This window comes from Pseudomonas sp. SCA2728.1_7 (assembly GCF_018138145.1).
GTDB classification, from domain to species: Bacteria; Pseudomonadota; Gammaproteobacteria; order Pseudomonadales; family Pseudomonadaceae; genus Aquipseudomonas; species Aquipseudomonas koreensis_A.
Map to the genome: position 1 here is coordinate 6,763,333 of NZ_CP073104.1, position 19,398 is coordinate 6,782,730.

17 protein-coding genes and 1 pseudogene are annotated in these 19,398 nt (G+C 60.3%); 8 read left to right on the forward strand and 10 right to left on the reverse strand.

What is annotated here, in order from left to right; genetic code table 11:
- Positions 1-256: 256 nt before the first annotated feature.
- The 6 genes from chrA to KBP52_RS30325 form a co-directional block, all read right to left on the reverse strand.
- Positions 257-1,600: a chromate efflux transporter gene (chrA, locus tag KBP52_RS30300; RefSeq protein ID WP_212621649.1), complete on the reverse strand. Its 1,344-nt coding sequence runs from the start codon at positions 1,598-1,600 to the stop codon at positions 257-259.
- Between the two features lie 316 nt (positions 1,601-1,916).
- Complete coding sequence (moaE, locus tag KBP52_RS30305) at positions 1,917-2,378, reverse strand: molybdopterin synthase catalytic subunit MoaE (RefSeq protein ID WP_212621650.1); 462 nt, start codon at positions 2,376-2,378, stop codon at positions 1,917-1,919.
- Positions 2,379-2,380: 2 nt separating this feature from the next.
- Positions 2,381-2,632 (reverse strand): MoaD/ThiS family protein, encoded by a 252-nt coding sequence (locus KBP52_RS30310; protein ID WP_212621651.1) that lies wholly within the window; start codon positions 2,630-2,632, stop codon positions 2,381-2,383.
- Positions 2,629-3,114 carry a cyclic pyranopterin monophosphate synthase MoaC gene (moaC, locus tag KBP52_RS30315; protein ID WP_127928660.1) on the reverse strand — a complete coding sequence of 162 codons (486 nt, stop codon included), beginning with the start codon at positions 3,112-3,114 and terminating at the stop codon, positions 2,629-2,631. Before moaC ends, KBP52_RS30310 begins: the two co-directional genes overlap by 4 nt.
- Positions 3,111-3,956 (reverse strand): formate dehydrogenase accessory sulfurtransferase FdhD, encoded by an 846-nt coding sequence (gene fdhD, locus KBP52_RS30320; RefSeq protein ID WP_212621652.1) that lies wholly within the window; start codon positions 3,954-3,956, stop codon positions 3,111-3,113. Before fdhD ends, moaC begins: the two co-directional genes overlap by 4 nt.
- 216 nt (positions 3,957-4,172) lie before the next feature.
- Positions 4,173-5,072 (reverse strand): LysR family transcriptional regulator, encoded by a 900-nt coding sequence (locus KBP52_RS30325; RefSeq protein ID WP_212621653.1) that lies wholly within the window; start codon positions 5,070-5,072, stop codon positions 4,173-4,175.
- 289 nt (positions 5,073-5,361) lie between these two features.
- Between KBP52_RS30325 and moaB the strand changes: the two genes are divergently transcribed.
- Both moaB and glp read left to right on the forward strand, forming a co-directional pair.
- Positions 5,362-5,901, forward strand: a complete 540-nt coding sequence (moaB, locus tag KBP52_RS30330) for a molybdenum cofactor biosynthesis protein B (protein ID WP_212621654.1) — start codon at positions 5,362-5,364, stop codon at positions 5,899-5,901.
- Positions 5,898-7,103 carry a gephyrin-like molybdotransferase Glp gene (gene glp / locus KBP52_RS30335; protein WP_212621655.1) on the forward strand — a complete coding sequence of 402 codons (1,206 nt, stop codon included), beginning with the start codon at positions 5,898-5,900 and terminating at the stop codon, positions 7,101-7,103. The genes moaB and glp overlap by 4 nt, the downstream gene beginning before the upstream one ends.
- A gap of 323 nt (positions 7,104-7,426) precedes the next feature.
- Here glp and KBP52_RS30340 read toward each other — a convergent pair whose 3' ends face one another.
- Both KBP52_RS30340 and moaA read right to left on the reverse strand, forming a co-directional pair.
- Entirely contained in the window at positions 7,427-8,323 is an 897-nt protein-coding gene (locus KBP52_RS30340; RefSeq protein WP_122854249.1) for a bestrophin family protein, read from the reverse strand.
- A 36-nt stretch (positions 8,324-8,359) separates the two neighbouring features.
- Entirely contained in the window at positions 8,360-9,358 is a 999-nt protein-coding gene (gene moaA, locus KBP52_RS30345; protein ID WP_212621656.1) for a GTP 3',8-cyclase MoaA, read from the reverse strand.
- A gap of 354 nt (positions 9,359-9,712) precedes the next feature.
- Between moaA and KBP52_RS30350 the strand changes: the two genes are divergently transcribed.
- The 4 genes from KBP52_RS30350 to KBP52_RS30365 all read left to right on the forward strand — a co-directional run bounded on the left by KBP52_RS30350 (position 9,713) and on the right by KBP52_RS30365 (position 14,709).
- The gene (locus tag KBP52_RS30350; RefSeq protein ID WP_212621657.1) at positions 9,713-12,037 is read left to right on the forward strand and encodes an FdhF/YdeP family oxidoreductase; all 2,325 of its coding nucleotides are present in this window, start codon (positions 9,713-9,715) and stop codon (positions 12,035-12,037) included.
- A 106-nt stretch (positions 12,038-12,143) separates the two neighbouring features.
- The gene (locus KBP52_RS30355; RefSeq protein ID WP_212621658.1) at positions 12,144-13,547 is read left to right on the forward strand and encodes a cytochrome ubiquinol oxidase subunit I; all 1,404 of its coding nucleotides are present in this window, start codon (positions 12,144-12,146) and stop codon (positions 13,545-13,547) included.
- Positions 13,548-13,550: 3 nt separating this feature from the next.
- Positions 13,551-14,567 (forward strand): cytochrome d ubiquinol oxidase subunit II, encoded by a 1,017-nt coding sequence (gene cydB, locus KBP52_RS30360; RefSeq protein ID WP_212621659.1) that lies wholly within the window; start codon positions 13,551-13,553, stop codon positions 14,565-14,567.
- Positions 14,554-14,709: a DUF2474 domain-containing protein gene (locus KBP52_RS30365; protein ID WP_122598565.1), complete on the forward strand. Its 156-nt coding sequence runs from the start codon at positions 14,554-14,556 to the stop codon at positions 14,707-14,709. Before cydB ends, KBP52_RS30365 begins: the two co-directional genes overlap by 14 nt.
- 449 nt (positions 14,710-15,158) lie before the next feature.
- Here KBP52_RS30365 and KBP52_RS30370 read toward each other — a convergent pair whose 3' ends face one another.
- Complete coding sequence (locus KBP52_RS30370; protein WP_212621660.1) at positions 15,159-16,010, reverse strand: CAP domain-containing protein; 852 nt, start codon at positions 16,008-16,010, stop codon at positions 15,159-15,161.
- Between the two features lie 198 nt (positions 16,011-16,208).
- Between KBP52_RS30370 and KBP52_RS30375 the strand changes: the two genes are divergently transcribed.
- The gene (locus tag KBP52_RS30375) at positions 16,209-16,829 is read left to right on the forward strand and encodes a cell wall hydrolase (protein ID WP_122600324.1); all 621 of its coding nucleotides are present in this window, start codon (positions 16,209-16,211) and stop codon (positions 16,827-16,829) included.
- Here the strand turns inward: KBP52_RS30375 and KBP52_RS30380 are convergent.
- Positions 16,826-17,713: a LysR family transcriptional regulator gene (locus KBP52_RS30380; protein ID WP_212621661.1), complete on the reverse strand. Its 888-nt coding sequence runs from the start codon at positions 17,711-17,713 to the stop codon at positions 16,826-16,828. The genes KBP52_RS30375 and KBP52_RS30380 overlap by 4 nt on opposite strands.
- Before the next feature lie 103 nt (positions 17,714-17,816).
- Here KBP52_RS30380 and KBP52_RS30385 point away from each other — a divergent pair.
- Positions 17,817-19,237 (forward strand): annotated as a pseudogene (locus KBP52_RS30385) (MFS transporter).
- The last annotated feature ends 161 nt before the right edge of the window (positions 19,238-19,398 follow it).

Genomic DNA, 19,398 nt, shown 5'->3' on the forward strand with positions numbered 1-19,398 from the left:
GCGGGCGCGCGGAGTGACGCAGCTTGGAACGGCGCAGGGCCATGGGGAGATTGACGATACGATTCATACGCCGCCCCTGTGAGAGAGGGCGCGCAGGGTAGAGACGTTCAACGATTTTCGTTGTTGTGGTGACGTACTCATAACGCGTGTTTCCGTTGGCGGAAAACGTCGGTGGCGGGCTGAGCCGCCGACCGGTGTGCCCGGATAGTAAGGGGGAATTCGCGGGCGTGTAAACGGGAGATTCGCAGGCCAGGGTTCAACGCATCAGGTGAAAGCCCAGCCCGGCGAGGGCGCAAACGATCAACACACTGATCACGCCGCGCTTGAAAACGAACAGCGCCAACGCCGCCGCAACCGCCAGCATCAGCGAAAACAGATCCAGCGCCCCGGCAAAACCGTTCGGCCAGAACACGTGATAAGCGAAAAAACACGCCAGGTTCAGGATCACCCCGACCACAGCAGCGGTGATCGCCGTCAGCGGTGCGGTGAACTTCAGTTCGTTGTGCGTCGATTCCACCAACGGCCCACCGGCGAGGATGAACAGAAACGAGGGCAGGAAGGTGAACCAGGTCACCAACGTTGCCGCCAGCGCCCCGGTGGCAAAGGCATGTTCGGGGCCGAACGCCGGTTGCACGTAGGCGCCGACGAAACCGACGAACGCCACCACCATGATCAGCGGGCCGGGGGTGGTTTCACCGAGGGCGAGGCCGTCGATCATCTGCGTTGGCGTCAACCAGCCGTAATGCCCGACGGCGCCCTGATAGACGTAAGGCAGCACCGCGTAAGCGCCACCAAAGGTAAGCAGCGCGGCTTTGGTGAAGAACCAGGCCATTTGCGTGAAGGTGCCGTCCCAGCCGAACAATGCTGTCAATAACGCCATCGGCAAACACCAGAGCACTGCGCCGATCAACCCCAGGCGCAGCAGCTTCGGCAGGCTGAAACGGGCATGTTCGGGCGCCGGCGTATCGTCGTCGATCAACGCCGCGCCGAAGGATTTCTCGCTGTTGCGCGCACCCGCGTTGCTGAACCGCTGAGGGGCGAATCGCCCGCCCAGATAGCCGATCAATGCAGCCCCGAGGACGATCAAGGGGAAGGGCACATTGAAGGCGAAAATCGCCACGAACGATGCCCCGGCAATCGCCCACAGCCAGGCATTCTTCAATGCACGCGCGCCGATGCGATGCGCGGCGTGTAACACAATCGCGGTGATCGCCGGTTTGATCCCGTAAAACACCCCGGCCACCGTCGGCACGTCACCGAAGGCGATGTACAGCCACGACAATCCAATCAGAATGAACAACGACGGCAACACAAACAGCGCACCGGCGATGACTCCGCCCCAGGTGCGATGCAGCAGCCAGCCGATGTACGTCGCTAATTGCTGAGCCTCGGGGCCGGGCAGCAACATGCAGTAGTTGAGTGCGTGCAGGAAACGCTTTTCGGAAATCCAGCGCCGGCGCTCGACCAGTTCCTGATGCATGATCGCGATCTGCCCGGCCGGCCCGCCGAAACCGATGCAGCCGAGTTTCAGCCAAAAGCGCCAGGCCTGGCGCAGGGTGACGGGATCGGGGCGGGGCAGGTTGTTCGGCGCTGTGCTCAAGCGAGACTCCGGAGTTGGGTCCTGGCGGAGTGGCTATCTAATCAGACTTTCAACCCTCACCCCAGCCCTCTCCCAGAGGGAGAGGGGGCCGACCGAGGTGTCTTGCGTTATCCATCGACCTGAAAGATCGAGTCGATTATGGATTTGATGGTCACCCGAAGGGGCCGACCGAGGTGTCTTGTGTTATCCATCGACCTGAAAGATCCCATCGATTATGGATTCACCACAACTCCTTCACGTCGGCGTACTTCTGCAATATCCCCCAATCAGTCCCCTCTCCCTCCGGGAGAGGGCTAGGGTGAGGGGCTTTTGCTTTTCAGGCGTGCGCCAGACTCCAGCGCAACGCCGCATCCCGATCACTCTCACGGCCCTCGACCCAGTGAGAACCCTCAGGCGTACTCTCACGCTTCCAGAACGGCGCACGGGTCTTGAGCACGTCCATGATGAACGCGCAGGCCTCGAACGCCATATGCCGGTGCTTGCTGCTGACCCCGACAAACACGATCGGCTCGCACACCGATAACGCGCCGACCCGATGCACAATCTCCACCCCCAACAGCGGCCAGCGCTCACGGGCTTCTTCGGCGATCTGCTTGAGGGCTTTTTCGGTCATCCCCGGATAGTGCTCAAGATACAGTTCATTCACGCTCTGGCCAATATTCAGATCACGCACATAACCAATGAAATTCACCACCGCGCCCACCCGTGGATTGCGCGCGTGCAGATCAGCAGTCAACTGGCCGACATCGAAGCTTTTGTGCTGGACTCGAATCGTCATCATCAACCCCCGGTGACCGGCGGGAAAAACGCGATTTCATCGAAATCCTCAATCACCTGACTCGGCTGACACAACTCCTGATTCACGGCGCACATCAGATTCCCGGCACCGAGCACTTCGCGCCACAGAGCATCGCGCTGCATCAGCATCTGCCGCACATCTTCAACACAGCCCAAAGCCTCAGTCAGCGGGATTTTTTCACCACCCAGATTGAGCCGGTCACGGTAGCTGGCGAAGTAGTTGATCAGGATCATTGCGCATCCTCCCATTGAAAGTGCCCCGAGCGCCCACCCTGTTTGCTCAGCAGGCGGATGTCGCCAATCACCATTGCCCGATCCACCGCTTTGCACATGTCGTAAATGGTCAGCGCGGCGACGCTGGCGGCGGTCAACGCTTCGAGTTCGACACCGGTCTGGCCGGTCAGGCGGCAGGTGCTGGTGATCTGCACGCGATCCGGTTCGCAGGCCTTGAGTTCGACGTGAATCGAACTGAGCAACAGCGCATGGCACAGCGGGATCAGTTCATGAGTGCGCTTGGCCGCTTGAATTCCGGCGATCCGCGCCACCGCGAAGACATCGCCTTTCGGATGACCGTTGGCCTGAATCATCTGCAGGGTTTGCGGGCGCATCTGCACCCAGGCTTGCGCGCTGGCTTCGCGGCGGGTCGCGGCTTTATCGCTGACGTCGACCATGTTGGCGCGGCCCTGATCGTCGAGGTGGGTGAGGGTGTGGCTCATGCGGAATACTCCTGGATCGGGCTGTAAATTCGCGGGGCGTTGCGGTGCGGCACATGGATCAGATTGAGTCGATGCTTGAGTGCCCACCGCACAGTCAAAGCGGTCGGCGCGGACAGGCTGACGAGGGTGCCGAGGCGGGCGCGCACGGCTTTGTGGATCAGTTCGAGGCTGCAACGGCTGGTGACCACGACGAAGCCTGCAGCGGCGTCGATGGCATCGAGTTGCATCGCGCCGATCAGCTTGTCGAGGGCGTTGTGGCGGCCGATGTCTTCGCGGCACAGCAGCGCTTCACCGTCGACGTCGAAGTACAGTGCGGCGTGCAGAGCACCGCTGCTGCGCGCCAGTTGTTGAGCGGCTTCGATACGTTGGCGAATGCCGTCGAAATGCTCGGCCGGCGGCAGTGCTGAAGGTTGCAGGATCTGCAGTTGCGGCAGTGCCTGCTCCAGCGCTTCGACGCCACAGATGCCGCAGCCACTGGTGCCGGTCATTTGCCGACGATGATCTTTCAAGGCCCAGAACGCCCGGCTGGAAATCTGCACCTCGGCCTGACAGGCCTGATCGAAATGCGTGAGGCGGATGTCGTAGATCTCGTCGACGCTGTCGATGATCGCGTTGCTCAAACTGAAGCCACGAATGAAGTCTTCGAGGTTGCCGGGCGAGACCATCATCACTGCCTGGCTCAGGCCGTTGTAGCTAATGGCGAGAGCGATTTCCGATGCTAGTGCGGCGTGGGAGATGGCGGTGTCGGGCAGGTATTCGCGAAACGCCACCTGCGCTGGTTGTGGGGCGGGGGCGTTGGGTTCGCTGGTGGATTCTGTGATGGTTTCGACTTGGCAGAGCATCTTGAAAGTCCCGAGGCGCTGAAGAGTGTTCAGGCTACGGGGGCGTTAAAAGTGCGTCCAATCGCTTGTTCTGATGTGGTGATTGCTTTGGTCGATCAACCAGGATTTGTATCGATTGTTCGGGCCTCTTCGCGAGCAAGCTCGCTCCCACAGGGGAATGCATTTCAAGTGTGGGAGCGAGCCTGCTCGCGAAGGCGGCCTGATATACGACATCAATTACTCGGCAGAAACCTCAACCCCAAACAACTTCCGCGCCTCGGCAAAACACTTCTCGGCAATCGCTGAACGCGGTTCGGTCTTGCGCATCACCAGGCCCAGCGGTGCGAGCACACTGGCATCTGGCAATTGCATGAACGACAGGTGCTCGATGGGTTCTTCCAGGCCACTGTCCAGCGGCATGATCGCGCAGCAGAAGCCTTGGTGAATCGCCTGCAACAGCTGATAGGTCGAATCGCTTTCCATGATCGGCTGCGGGCTGAGCCCTCGGCTGCGGAAACTCAAGTCGATGGATTTACGGTAATGCATGCCGGCGGTGATCATCCCCAACGGTAGCTCGGCGGCGTCTTCCCAGCTCATTTCCGAGCCTTCGAAATGGAAATGCCGGTTGTCGTAGAGCAGGCCGACGCGAGTTTCGCCGATCTCGAAAAACTCGAAATAGTTCGGGTTGACGTGATCCAGATAGCACACACCCAAGTCCAGTTGGTTATTGCCCAGCCCGGCAATGATCTCGTCAGAACTGAGCGACGACAGGCTGAACTTCAACTCCGGATACGTCGCCGACAGACCCTGAATGTAATTGACAGGGTTGAAGCTACTGAGCGGCACCAGACCCAAACGCAGACTACCGACAAGTTGCCCGCGACACGCCGCCGCTTCGGCGAACAAACCGTCATGCGCGGCCAGCAAGGTGCGCGCCCAGGCCAGCACGCGCTCGCCGGCCTGAGTGAAACCTTCAAAGCGCTGGCCACGGTTGACCAGCACCAGATCCAGCTCGTCTTCGAGGTTGCGCAGGCGCATCGACAGCGTCGGTTGAGTGATGTGGCAGCGTGCGGCGGCCTGGCCGAAGTGGCGGGTTTCGTCCAGCGCGATCAGGAACTTGAGTTGTTTGATGTCCACGATGGCACCTGCTCGATGGGGATTTTTTGATTGAGTATTGACGCAGATGCGCGAGACGCACGAAAAGCGCAGGGTGCGACGATCTCATCTGGACGGATATTCGTCCAATCGGAACTGTTTAAGGGCCAATCGATCAGCTCTATCAGGCCCGGTTCTGCTGGCGTCTGGCGAGGTGAAAAGCACCGATAGAGCGGGTCGATAATGCGGTTGGCGAGAGTGATTAGACAGTACTCATAAGTGGCACTTAGGCTGCTCGGCAATGTTGATTGACTGCTGCCGGAGAACTGCCATGAGCGCCAAAGCCGATGCCCTGTTTGTCCCCCTGAATATTGCTGTGCTGACGGTCAGCGATACGCGCGATTACGCCAGCGATACGTCCGGCCAGTTGCTGGTCAGTCGTTTGCTGGAGGCCGGGCACACCTTGAGCGAGCGCAACTTGCTCAAGGACGATCTGTACAAGATCCGTGCACAGGTGGCGAACTGGATTGCCGACGAAACCATTCAAGTGGTGCTGATCACCGGCGGCACCGGGTTTACCGGTCGCGACAGCACGCCGGAAGCGGTGGCCTGCTTGTTTGATAAGCAGATTGACGGCTTCGGCGAACTGTTCCGGGCGATTTCGATTCTGGATATCGGTACATCCACCGTGCAAAGCCGCGCGCTGGCCGGACTGTCGAACGGCACGCTGGTGTGCTGCCTGCCAGGTTCGACCGGTGCGTGCCGCACGGCGTGGGAAGGCATTCTTGCCGAACAACTGGATAACCGTCATCGCCCGTGCAACTTCGTCCCGCACCTGAAAGCCGTGCAAGCCTGCGGGTCACGCGGATGAGCAAAGCACCGCTGATGCCGGTCGAAGACGCTCTCGACCAATTGCTCGGCATGGCCAATGAGCAACGTCTGGCTAACAGCGAACTGCTGGCGCTCGACGATGCGCGTGGGCGGGTGCTGGCCAGTGATCTGGTGGCGACACTCGACTTGCCGCCGTGGCCGAACAGCGCCATGGATGGCTACGCGCTCAACCTCGCCGATCTGCACCGACAGCCGCTGCAGGTCTCGCAAAAGGTTTACGCCGGGCTGGCGCCGGACACGTTGCTGCCCGGCACCTGCGCACGGATCTTTACCGGCGCACCACTGCCGCCCGGCGCCACTTGCGTCGAGATGCAGGAGAACGTCGAAGTGCTGGGGGACGGCCGCGTGCGCTTCTTGCAGCCGCTGAAGGCGGGGCAGAACATCCGCGCGCAAGGTCAGGAAAATCGCGTCGGCGACATCCTGCTGCGCGCCGGCAAACGCCTTGGACCGTTCGAGCTGGCGGTCGCCGCCGGGCAAGGGCTGGCGCAACTGCACGTGGTGCGTCGCCCGCGTGTGGCGCTGCTGTCGACCGGTGACGAACTGGTCGAGCCCGGCCAGCCACTGCGTCCCGGCAGTATCTACAACAGCAACCGCGTATTGCTCGGCCACTGGTTGCTTGAGCTGGGCTGCGAAGTGATCGACGCCGGGATCCTTCCGGATCGCCCGGCGCAGACTCGGCTTAAGCTTGAGCAGCTGCAAGTGAGCGCTGATCTGATTCTGACCACGGGTGGCGTGTCTGCCGGTGATGCTGATTGCCTGGGGCAGGTGCTGCGCGACAATGGCAAACCGCTGTTGTGGAAACTGGCGATCAAGCCTGGCAAACCGCTGACGGTCGGGCATTTCGGCACGGTGCCGGTGATTGGTTTGCCGGGTAATCCGACGTCGGCGCTGGTAACGTTTGGCTTATTGGCGCGGCCGTATCTGTTGCGCATTCAAGGCGTGGAAGAAGTCATGCCGCTGAGTTTTACGGTTAACGCGGGCTTCGATTGGCACAAGGCTGGCAGCCGCCGTGAATACCTGCGGGTGAGGCTGGAAGCGGGGCGTGCAGTGCTTTATCCGAATCAAAGCTCCGGCGTCCTGCTCGGTGCAACCTGGGCCGATGGCCTTGTGGAAATCCCGGAGAACAGCACCCACAACCTCGGCGACCCGCTGCGCTTCATCCCCTTCAACGAACTCTTCTGACCTCAACACAAATTCAACCTGTGGGAGCGAGCTTTATGGCGCTCATCAATATCCGGGTGTGAATGCAAAACCTGTAGGAGTGAGCCTGCTCGCGATGACGGAGGGTCAATCGACGAAGATGTTGACTGGGCCGGCGCCATCGCGAGCAGGCTCGCTCCCACAATGGATTTGGTGGTCATCAATATCTGCGGTGTACGCGAACCCTGTGGGAGCGAGCCTGCTCGCGAATGCGGAGTGTCAGTCAACATCGATGTTGGCTGATACGGCCTCTTCGCGAGCAGGCTCCCTCCCACAGGGTTTTGGGGTATCTGGAGAGCTAAGGATCAGCTCAGCACATAGTCCACAGGCTTCAGCGCCGGCGGTACTTCTGCACCCAGTTCGCTGAGGATGTCACGTTCGATGGTGCGCACCAGTGCATCGGTGGGCAGGTCGTTTTCGTCGCGGCCGAAGGGGTCTTCCAGTTCATCGGCAATCGCATCCAGGCCAAAGAACGTGTAGCTGACAATCGCCGTGAACAACGGTGTCAGCCAGCCCAGCGGTTCAGCCATGGCAAACGGCAGCAGGATGCAGAAGAGATAAATCGTCCGGTGCAACAACAGCGTGTAAGGAAACGGCAGTGGCGTGGTTTTGATTCGCTCACACACCGCTTGCGCCTGGGTCAGGCTGGTCAAATGGTTGGCCAGCAGCATGTAGCGCCACTCAGTCAGCTCACCGTTTTGATGCAGATCGGAACACTGCTGACCGACTGTTTGCAGAATGCGCCCACTGTAATCTGGCGTCTGTGGATCGGGTTTCGGCATGATCCATTGGCTGCTCGCATCGGCCTCGCTTTCCTTGCGTAACCGCGCGTTCAACGCATGGGCGAAGCCGCACAGATTGAGCAGCAACGGCTTGCGCTCAGCCGATTCACGAATCACATGGGTTTCACGGATCACCGAGCGAATGTGCACGATCACTTCGCCCCAGGCCTTGCGCGCCTCGTACCAGCGGTCATAGCAGGCGTTGTTGCGAAAATTCATGAAGATCGACAGCGACAAACCGAGCAAGGTAAACGGCGTTGCGTTGACCTTGGTGAAGTTGCTCGGATGGAGGATTTCCACCAGCACGATAGCCGAAGCGAGCAGGGTGACCATCAACGTGCGCAGGGCGATGCGCTTGGCGATCGAACCCTTGAGGGTGAAGAGAATGGCGAACTGGTTGACCTTGGGTCTGATGATCATGCTGTGCGGTTCCGATAACCGATGAAACTGGCGGGATCAGCCGCCGGTCATGTTCATGAAGCGCACGACCTGAACATCATCGTTCACTTCGAAATTATGTCGATACGGCTTGAGTTTCATCGCCTCGACGATAGCTTTCTCCAGCCGCTGCGGTTGCCCCGGGTGGGCGCGCAGCACCGCTTTCAGATCCACCGAATGCTCGTTACCCAGACACAGTAGCAGGCGCCCTTCGACGGTGAGGCGAACGCGGTTGCAGGTGCCGCAAAAGTTGTGGCTGTGTGGTGAGATAAAGCCCAAACGAATCTCCGGCGCTTCCGCCAGCCGCCAGTAGCGCGAAGGGCCTTGGGTCGACTCCGCCGAGTCGATCAGGGTATAGCGCTCGGCAATCTTTTCCCGCACCTGCGCGCTGGAGAAAAATGACTCGGCACGGCTGTGTTCGCTGATGATCCCCAGCGGCATCTCTTCGATGAAAGAGACGTCGAGCTGGCGGTCGATCGCAAAGCGGACCAGATCGTTGATCTCCTGATCGTTGCGGCCCTGCATCACCACGACATTGAGTTTAGTGCGGGTAAAACCGGCCTTGCGCGCAGCATCGATGCCTTTGATCACCTGCACCAGATCGCCGGTGCGGGTCATTTGTTTGAAGCGCTGCGGATCGAGGCTGTCGAGGCTGATATTCAGGCGTTTGACCCCGGCGTCGAACAGCGGCGCCGCGAGTTTGCCCAGTTGTGAACCGTTGGTGGTCATGCACAACTCGCGCAGGCCGGGCAGGGCGGCGATCTGCTCACACAACTTGACCACGCCCGGACGGATCAGCGGCTCGCCACCCGTAAGGCGAATCTTGCGCGTGCCGAGCGCCACAAAGCTCTGCGCCAGTTGATAGATCTCTTCCAGCGTGAGGATTTTTTGCCGTGGCAGAAACTGCATGTCTTCTGCCATGCAATAGACGCAGCGGAAGTCGCAGCGGTCGGTCACCGACATGCGCAGATAGTCGACGCGGCGGTTGTAACCATCGATCAAGACACGCTCTGACATGACAGCCTCGCAGGAGTGAAAACCACTGTGGAAGGGGTTTGGTCAGCGCAGGTTATGGGCAACTTTCAGTGCCGTCCAATCACTGTTAATGAACAGCTGATTGATGCCGTCGATGATGAAGTTTTTTTCGCTGAAAGTTGTTTCTTTAGTTTCGCAAAGTCCCGTAAATAAAGGGTTTTTGGCCGTGATAGATGCTTTCGATAAGTCGGTCATTAATAGCGATTAGACAATGTTTTGTAACGGTTCATATCCTTGCCCCGGCAAACCCAACGACCACTTTGCAACCTTGCAAGTCGGCCGTCGCTGTTTAACCGAATCAGGTTCATGCCTGTGTGCATCGTCATGGAGAGTCCCATGTCACAAGTCGACCGTTACAAACCCTACAAAGGCGCCGCTGCCGGTTGGGGCGCTGTCATCAGCCTGACCAAGAGCTGGCTGGGCAGTGAAAACGCCTTGAAAAACATCCGTGCCATGCTCAAGACCAACCAGAACGGCGGCTTCGACTGCCCGGGTTGCGCCTGGGGCGAGGCGCCGGGCGCGAGCATGTTGAAGTTCTGCGAAAACGGCGCGAAAGCGGTGAACTGGGAAGCGACCGGGCGTTTGGTCGACCCGGCGTTCTTCAACAAGTACACGGTGTCGAGCCTGGCCGAGCAGAGCGACTACTGGCTGGAATATCAGGGTCGTCTGACCCACCCGATGCGCTACGACGCGCGGGTCGACCGCTATGTGGAAATCAGTTGGGAAGATGCGTTCGCGCTGATCGCTGATCACCTGAAAAACCTCAAATCGCCGCATGAAGCCGAGTTCTACACCTCGGGCCGCGCGAGCAACGAAGCCGCGTTTCTCTATCAATTGTTCGTTCGTGCATTCGGCACCAACAATTTCCCCGACTGCTCGAACATGTGCCACGAAGCCAGTGCGGTGAGCATGATCGAGACCCTCGGCGTCGGTAAAGGCACCGTGGTCTACGAGGACCTGCATCACGCCGACGCGATTTTTGTGATCGGCCAGAACCCCGGCACCAACCACCCGCGCATGCTCGAACCGCTGCGTGAAGCGGTGAAGCGTGGCGCCCAAGTGGTCTGCATCAATCCGCTGAAAGAGCGTGGCCTGGAGCGTTTTCAGAACCCGCAGAACCCGATCGAAATGCTCAGCAACGGCTGGGAAGCGACCAATACCGCGTACTTCCGTCCGGCCCTTGGCGGCGACATGGCGATGATTCGCGGCATGGTCAAATTCCTTCTGCAGTGGGAGCGTGAGGCGCAGGCGACTGGCGGCGAGCCGGTGTTCGATCACGCGTTCATCGCCGAGCACACTACGGGGCTGGACAGCTATCTGGCTGAAGTCGAGGCAACCAGCTGGGAGCACATTCTCGAGCAGTCCGGCGTGCCGTTGCATGACATCGAACTGGCCGCGCGCATGTATGGCCGCGCCAAGAGCGTGATCATGTGCTGGGCCATGGGCCTGACCCAACACGTGCATTCGGTGGCGACCTTGCAGGAAGTCATCAACCTGCAACTGCTGCGCGGCAACGTCGGCCGTCCGGGCGCCGGGCTATCCCCGGTTCGTGGTCACAGCAACGTGCAGGGCGACCGCACCATGGGCATCAACGAGCTGGCGCCGAAAGACTTGATGGACGCGCTGGAAAAGCGCTTCAACTTCGACGTGCCGCGCATGCACGGGCACAACACGGTGATGGCGATCGGCGCCATGGAACGTGGCGAAGCCAAGGTGTTCATCGGTCTGGGCGGCAACTTTGCCCAAGCCACGCCAGACACCCCGCGCACCCACGCCGCCATGCGCAAACTCGACCTGACGGTGCACATTGCGACCAAGCTCAACCGCAGCCACTTGGTCACCGGTCGCGACGCGCTGATCCTGCCTTGCCTCGGGCGTACCGACATCGATATCCAGGCCGAAGGCCCACAAGGCGTGACCGTCGAAGACACGTTCAGCATGGTGCATTTGTCGTTCGGTCAGTTGAAGCCGAAGTCGGCGCAGTTGAAATCCGAGCCGGCGATCATTGCCGGGATCGCCGCTGCGACATTGGGCAAGCACCCGATCGATTGGGAGTGGGTGGTGGGCGACTATGGACGCATCCGCAACCTGATTGCCGATGTGATTCCGGGCTTCGAGAACTTCAATGAGAAACTCTTGATTCCGGGTGGCTTCCATCTCGGCAACGACGCCTCGGATCGGGTCTGGAACACTGCCAGCGGCAAGGCCCAGTTCACGCCGTGCGTGCTACCGGAGCACTTGATCAGCGAAGGCGTGCGCAACTTGCCGGTCAAGCCACATCTGATTCTGCAAACCATGCGTTCCCACGATCAGTACAACACCACGCTGTATGGCCTTGATGACCGTTATCGCGGTGTTTACGGCATGCGTGATGTGATCTTCGCCAACGAACAGGACATCCAGCGCCTGGGCTTTGAACCGGGGCAGAAGGTCGATCTGGTGGCGCTGTGGGATGACGAGCGCGAGCGTCGGGTCAGCGGTTTTACCCTGATCGCCTACGACATTCCCGCAGGGCAAGCAGCGGCTTACTACCCGGAGACCAATCCGCTGGTGCCGCTGGAGAGCTACGGCGACCGGACCTACACGCCGACGTCCAAATTCGTGGCGATCCGCCTCGAAGCTGCGAAGGTCAGCAACCTTATTCCGTCGTCGGTGGCGTAATCCGCAACCTATAAAAACCATAGCAATTTGACTGGCTGCAGGCGTTCGCGCCTGGCGGTGGCCCGGGTTCGTGCTGCCGCTTTTCAGCCTGGATGAGGACATCATCATGTTCAATCTGGAGGCACTGGACCTGGCGCGAATTCAATTCGCGTTCACGGTTTCGTTCCACATTATTTTCCCGGCGATCACCATTGGCCTGGCGAGTTTCCTGGCGGTACTCGAAGGTCTGTGGCTGAAAACCCGTAACGACACCTACCGTGATCTCTACCATTTCTGGTCGAAGATCTTTGCGGTCAACTTTGGCATGGGCGTGGTTTCGGGACTGGTCATGGCGTATCAGTTCGGCACCAACTGGAGCGGCTTCTCGGATTTTGCCGGGAGCATCACCGGGCCGTTGCTGACCTATGAAGTGCTGACCGCGTTCTTCCTTGAGGCCGGGTTCCTTGGGGTGATGCTGTTCGGCTGGAACCGTGTCGGCCGTGGCTTGCACTTCTTCGCTACGGTGATGGTCGCCATCGGCACGCTGATCTCGACCTTCTGGATTCTTGCGTCGAACAGCTGGATGCAGACGCCGCAGGGCTTCGAAATCGTTGACGGGCGGGTGATGCCGCTGGACTGGCTGGCGATCGTGTTCAACCCGTCATTCCCGTTCCGTCTGGCACACATGGCGATTGCCGCGTTTGTGGCGACGTCGTTCTTCGTCGGTGCCTCGGCTGCCTGGCATTTACTGCGCGGCAATAACACCGCGCCGGTGCGCAAGATGTTTTCCATGGCGTTGTGGATGGCCCTGATCGTTGCGCCGATCCAGGCAGTGGTTGGTGACGCCCATGGCTTGAACACGCTGGAGCATCAACCGGCAAAAATCGCCGCCATCGAAGGTCACTGGGAAAACGCCGACAACGGCCCGACGCCGCTGGTGCTGTTCGGTCTCCCGGATATGGACGCGGAGAAGACCAAGTATGCGCTGGAGATTCCCTATCTCGGCAGCCTGATCCTCACCCACAGCCTCGACAAGCAGATCCCGGCGCTGAAGAGCTTCCCGAAGGAAGACCGACCGAATTCGACCGTGATCTTCTGGAGCTTTCGCGTCATGGCCGGGTTGGGGATGTTGATGATCCTCGTCGGTTTGCTCGGTCTGGCGTTGCGCCGGGGCGGCAAGCTTTATCAGCATCGCGGTTTCCAGCGTCTGGTGTTGTTGATGGGGCCGAGCGGCTTGATTGCGCTGCTGGCCGGTTGGATCACCACGGAAGTCGGGCGTCAGCCGTGGGTGGTTTATGGCTTGCTGCGCACCCACGACGCCGCGTCGCATCACTCGGTGGCGCAGATGAGCACCTCGCTGGCGTTGTTCGTGGTGATCTATTTCACCGTGTTCAGCGTGGGCATTGGCTACATGATGAAACTGGTGAACAAAGGCCCGCAACCGCACCACGAACATCCGCCTGAAGGCGATGAATTGCAGACGCCGCGTCGACCGATTTCGGCGGCTATCGTCCCTATGAAGGAGCATTGAGTCATGGCGATTCAAGGTATCGATCTCTCGTTGATCTGGGGCGTGATCATCGCTTTCGGGGTGATGATGTACGTGATCATGGACGGCTTCGATCTGGGCCTGGGGATTCTGTTTCCGCTGATCCCGGACGAGCAGGAACGCGATGTGATGATGAACACCGTCGCGCCGGTCTGGGACGGTAACGAGACGTGGCTGGTGCTCGGTGGCGCGGCGTTGTATGGCGCGTTTCCGCTGGCGTACGGGGTGATTCTCGAAGCGTTGTATCTGCCGCTGATCCTCATGCTGTGCGGTTTGATTTTCCGTGGCGTGGCGTTTGAGTTTCGCTTCAAGTCTTCGCCGCAAAAACGTCATTGGTGGGACAAGGCATTTATCGGTGGCTCGCTGCTGGCGACGTTCTCCCAAGGTGTGGTGATCGGCGCGTATGTGTCCGGAATTCCGGTGGTCGATCGGCAGTTTGCCGGTGGCGGTCTGGACTGGTTAGCGCCGTTTCCTCTGGTGTGTGGCGTGGGCCTGGTGATTGCGTATGCGTTGCTCGGCAGCACCTGGTTGCTGGTCAAGACTGAGGGCATGCTTGAATCACGGATGCGCCTGTTCACCCGGCCGCTGGCCTTGCTGTTGATGGCGATGGTGCTGGTGATTGGCGTGTGGACGCTGCAACTGCATCCGGAGCTGGCGGCGCGTTGGTCGACGCACGGGCATCTGCAGGTGTTTGCCGGGTTGGTGGTGTTGGCATTGCTGGCGGTGTTCGGGTTGCTGCGCACGTTGCGTCAGCGGCATACGCACTGGCCATTCGTGTTTACGCTGGTGTTGATGTTGCTCGGTTACATCGGCCTGGCGCTGAGCATCTGGCCGAACATCATCCCGCCGTCGGTGAGCATCTGGGCCGCCGCATCACCGCCGTCGAGCCAGTTGTTTGCGCTGATCGGCGCACTGTTCATCCTGCCGGTGATCCTGATGTACACCTTCTGGAGCTACTACGTATTCCGCGGCAAAGTGAGGATTGGCGATGGCTATCATTGATTCGCGTGAAGTGAAAAGCAGTCGCTGGTACAAGCGTTTGGGCTGGCTGTTGTTGATCTGGCTGGGCAGCGTGGTGTCGCTGGCGGTTGTCGCCAGTCTGCTGAAACTGGCGATGTACGCCGCGGGGATGAGGACCCATTGATCATAAAAAACCGGAGCCTGGCTCCGGTTTTTTATGGTCGGGGATTTTGGATGTACCACCGGACATTGTGGGAGCGAGCCTGCTCGCGAAAGCGTCGGGTCAGACAACATTGATGTTGAATGTAATGGCCCCATCGCGAGCAGGCTCACTCCTACAGGGATTTGTGGTGGTTGGAGAATATGTAAACACCGCCGGACACTGTGGGAGCGAGCTTGCTCGCGAAGGCGTCAGGTCAGACAACGTTGATGTTGAATGTACTGGCCTCATCGCGAGCAGGCTCAATCCTAAAGGGATTTGTGGTGGTTGGAGAATATGTAAACACCGCCGGACACCTGTGGGAGCGAGCCTGCTCGCGAAGGCGTCAGGTCAGACACATTGATGTTGACTGTAAAGGCCTCTTCGCGAGCAGGCTCGCTCCCACAGGTGTTGTGGTGTTTTTGAGATTTGAGTTATTGGGCGCCAAACATCGCGGTCCAGTAGATCCCCGCACTGCTTTTCGGGTCGGTCGCGTAGGCGGCGCCGAGTTCCTGGTATTGCGGGTTCATCAGGTTGGCGCAATGGCCGGGACTGGCGAGCCAGCCTTCGACGACTTTGTGCACCGTGTCTTGCCCGGCGGCGATGTTTTCGCCGACCAGTTGACCGCTGTAACCGGCGAGTTCTGCGCGATCGCCCGGGGTGCGGCCGTCGCGGTCCTTGTGATCGAAGTAATTGTTGTTGGCCATATCGCGGCTGTGATCCTGGGCGATCGTGCCCAGTGTCGCGCTCCAGGCCAGCGGTGCGGCAGCGGCGAAGGCCTGACCACCACACTGGCGCGCTTGGCTGCGGGCGACGTTGAGTTCACTGAGCAATTTCTGCCCCTCACTTTGCGCATCGCCCAATTTGGCCGACAGCAGCGGTCGCGCCAGCACGATGCGCCAGTCACGGTCATCACGGCTGACACCGACATCGACGAACTGCGGATCGAGCACTACCTGACAGAAACTCTCCTTGATCGCCTGCATCGCCGACGCCGCATCGCGCGGGCCGTTAAGAGTGATCGCCTGCACATTGACCATCGGATAACTGGCGCTGGCCATGGCTTGTTGCAGATCGACAGCACCGGTGGCGCGTAATCTCAGCCTCGGATCAGCCGACAGCGGTGGCAGTTCATTCGACGCCTGCGAACCACAACGCTGCGGTTGGCTGCGGTAGCTGTTGATCGACTCGATCAGTTGCGACTCATCGCCGGCCAGCGCCGGGATGGCAAACATAACGCCCACGGACAACGCGGCAAGACGCAAAACGGATGGCATGAAGCGCATGGAAATCTCCCTTGAGCTGAATGCGCCCATGATGCGCGAAACGCCCCCGGTGAGTGCAATGTCTTTTTTCTTCATTCAGCGGTTTTTCTGCGCAACTTTGTCTCTGGGTTTGCCGTCTACACTCACCGAAGACCCCGGGATACGGGTGTCTCCCGACGTAACACCTTGCCCGACTCGGGCGCTGCCGGAAGAACAGACATGGGATTGAAAGGCTGGGCGGGTTGTCTCGTATTCACCCTGTTGGCAGGCTCTGCATGGGCCACCGATCAGGCCCCGATCAAAGCGAAGGCTGAAGAAAAAGCCCAAGTGCTGGAAGAGAAAGCGGCGGACAAAGTCAGCGCCGCACCGGCACCGAAAGCCGAAGCCATCACCCCGACCGAAGTGCAGGCGGTCGATCCGGCCGGCGCGGCACCGCTGGATGATCCGATCACCTGTCTGGCGCGCAGTATCTACTGGGAAGCCAAAGGCAAAGACACGCCGGAAATGGAAGCCGTGGCCAGTGTGGTGATGAATCGCCTCGGCCATGAAGGCTTTCCTGACACGGTGTGTGCCGTCGTCAAACAAGGCTCGGAAAGCAAGAGCTGCCAGTTTTCCTGGTGGTGCGACGGGCGTCCGGATCAGGTCAAGGAAGATGCCGAATACACGCTGGCCAAGGATATAGCCCGCAAAGCGCTGAACCGCCAGCTCAAGGATCGCACTAACGGCGCGCTGTATTTCCATGACCGTAATGTTCATCCGAGCTGGGCCAAGGAATACCGCAGAACCGCTGAAACGAAAAAATTTCTCTTCTACAAACCAGCCGGCGGCGACGCGCGTTAAGCGCAGACTTGCCGCACACATTCGCGCAACCAGCGATGCGCCGGGTCGGCGTCCATGCGCGGATGCCAGAGCATCGACACGCTGATGTCCGGCATCGCGAAGGGCAGGGCGAAACTGTGCAGGCCGGTGCGCAGTTTGCTGGTGTGACGTTGTGGGACAGTGGCGATCAGGTCGGATTCACGCACCAGCGTCAGCGCCGCCGAGAATCCACCGAATGAAGTGACGATGTCCCGCGTCAGGCCGAGCGCGAGTAAGGCTTCGTCGACCGGCCCGCTGCTGCGTCCGCGCCGTGAAATGAGAATGTGCTCGCCGTCGGCAAAGCGCTTGCTGGTGATTTTCCCCGCGCTCAACGGATGCCCCTCACGCACCACACCGATCCATTGATCCTGAAACAGGATGCGGCTGTGCAGCGTCGGGTCGGTGCTGTCGTCGACCACGCCGGTTTCCAGATCGACGCGGCCTTCGCGCAGCGGCGTGCTGTCCTTGTCGGCTTTCTGCACAAAGCGCAGGCGTACGCCGGGTGCTTCTTCAGCGATGCGCGCGAGCAGGGCGGCGGCGAAGGTTTCGACAAAGCCGTCGGTGTTGCGCAGCGTGAAGGTGCGTTGCAAGCGGCCGGGGTCGAGCACTTCGGCGGGCCGTAAAACCGCCTCGGCGTCCTGCACCAAATGACTGACTCGTTCGCGCAATTCCAATGCGCGGGGCGTCGGCACCAGGCCTCGACCCGCGCGCACCAACAGCGGATCGCCGGTGGTTTCGCGCAGACGGGCGAGGGCGCGACTCATGGCCGACGGGCTCAACCGCAGGCATTTGGCGGCGCGGGCGACGCTGCCTTCACGCAGTAATACGTCGAGGGTGATCAGCAGGTTCAGGTCCGGCGCAGTCATGACATGGCGTTCCATGCAGGTATTGAGTGCAAAGCATGCGTCTTGCGCCGTGTGTTGTCGAGGCTCAGGCTATGACGCATCACCTATGCGTTGCGAGCCGTCCATGCCCCGAGAATCCCTGAGCACTCCCGCCCGTTGGGCGCTGACCAGTCTGGCCCTGTCGATGTTGATGCCGTCGCTGGACACCAGCATTGCCAACGCCGGGTTGCCGATCTTGGCGACGGCGTTTGAGGCGACGTTTCAACAGGTGCAATGGATCGTGCTGGCTTATCTGCTCGCGATCACTACATTGATTGTCAGTGTCGGGCGTCTGGGCGATGGTTTTGGACGGCGGCGATTGCTGCTGATCGGGATCGGCATTTTCACCAGCGCTTCGTTGGCTTGCGCGTTGGCTCCGGGACTGGGTTGGCTGATCGGCGCACGGGCGGTGCAAGGTGTTGGTGCGGCGATCATGTTTGCCTTGACGGTGGCGTTGGTGGCCGATGCGGTGCCGAAGGCGCGGGCGGGCAGTGCGATGGGCTTGCTGGCGACGATGTCGGCGGCGGGCACCAGTCTTGGGCCGTCGCTGGGTGGGCTATTGATGACGCATGTCGGCTGGCAGGCGATTTTTCTGCTCAACGTGCCGTTGGGTTTACTCAATATTTGGCTGGTGTACCGCTTTTTGCCAGCGGATCGGGCCGCAGGGCCAAGGCCGCGTGTCGCGTTCGATTATTCAGGCAGCGCGGTGCTGGTGTTGACGCTGGCGGCCTATGCGCTGGCGATGACGCTTGAAGGTTTCACCGTGCCGTTGCTGTTGGCCAGCCTGTGCGGCGCGGGGTTGTTCTTCATGATCGAGAAGAAGGCCAAGGCGCCGCTGATACGCTTGTCACTGTTCGCTGACCGGCGATTGAGCAGCAGCCTGGCGCTGACCTTTGTGGTGACGACCGTGATGATGACCACGCTGGTGGTGGGGCCGTTTTACCTGAGTCGCGGATTGGGCCTCAGCAGTGCCGTGGTCGGCTTGGCGTTATCGGTCGGGCCGTTGTTGTCTGCGTTTGGCGGTGTGCCGGCCGGGCGTCTGGTGGACCGCTTCGGCGCTCGGCGCATCGTGCCGGGCGCGTTGCTCGCCATGGCCTGCGGTTGTGGCTCGTTGGCGCTGTTGCCGATGAGTCTGGGGTTGCCCGCCTATTTGCTGCCGATTGCAGTGGTCGCCGTCGGCTATGCGCTGTTTCAGGCGGCGAACAACACCGGGTTGATGGCCGGCGTCCGTCAGGAGCAGCGCGGTGTGGTTTCCGCGATGCTCGGGCTGGCGCGCAACCTCGGCTTGATCACCGGGGCAGCGGTGATGGGCGCGGTGTTTGCACTGGCGGCGGGCGATCCGACACAAGCTCCGGCTACGGGCCATTGCCAGCGGCTTGCACATCACTTTTGGCGTAGCGGTGGCGTTTGATGCTCATGGCGTTGATCATCAGCCGAGCACAGTTCAACGGTGGGAGTGAGCCTGCTCGCGAAGAGGCCGGCACAGGTAACATCTCCTGTGACTGATACACCGCTTTCGCGAGCAGGCTCGCTCCCACAGGGGATCGGGTTGATCAGCAGAACTTCGGTCGAACCGAGATCAAATGTGGGAGCGAGCCTGCTCGCGAAGAGGCCGGCACAGCCAACATCTCCGGTGACTGACCCAGCGCTTTCGCGAGCAGGCTTGC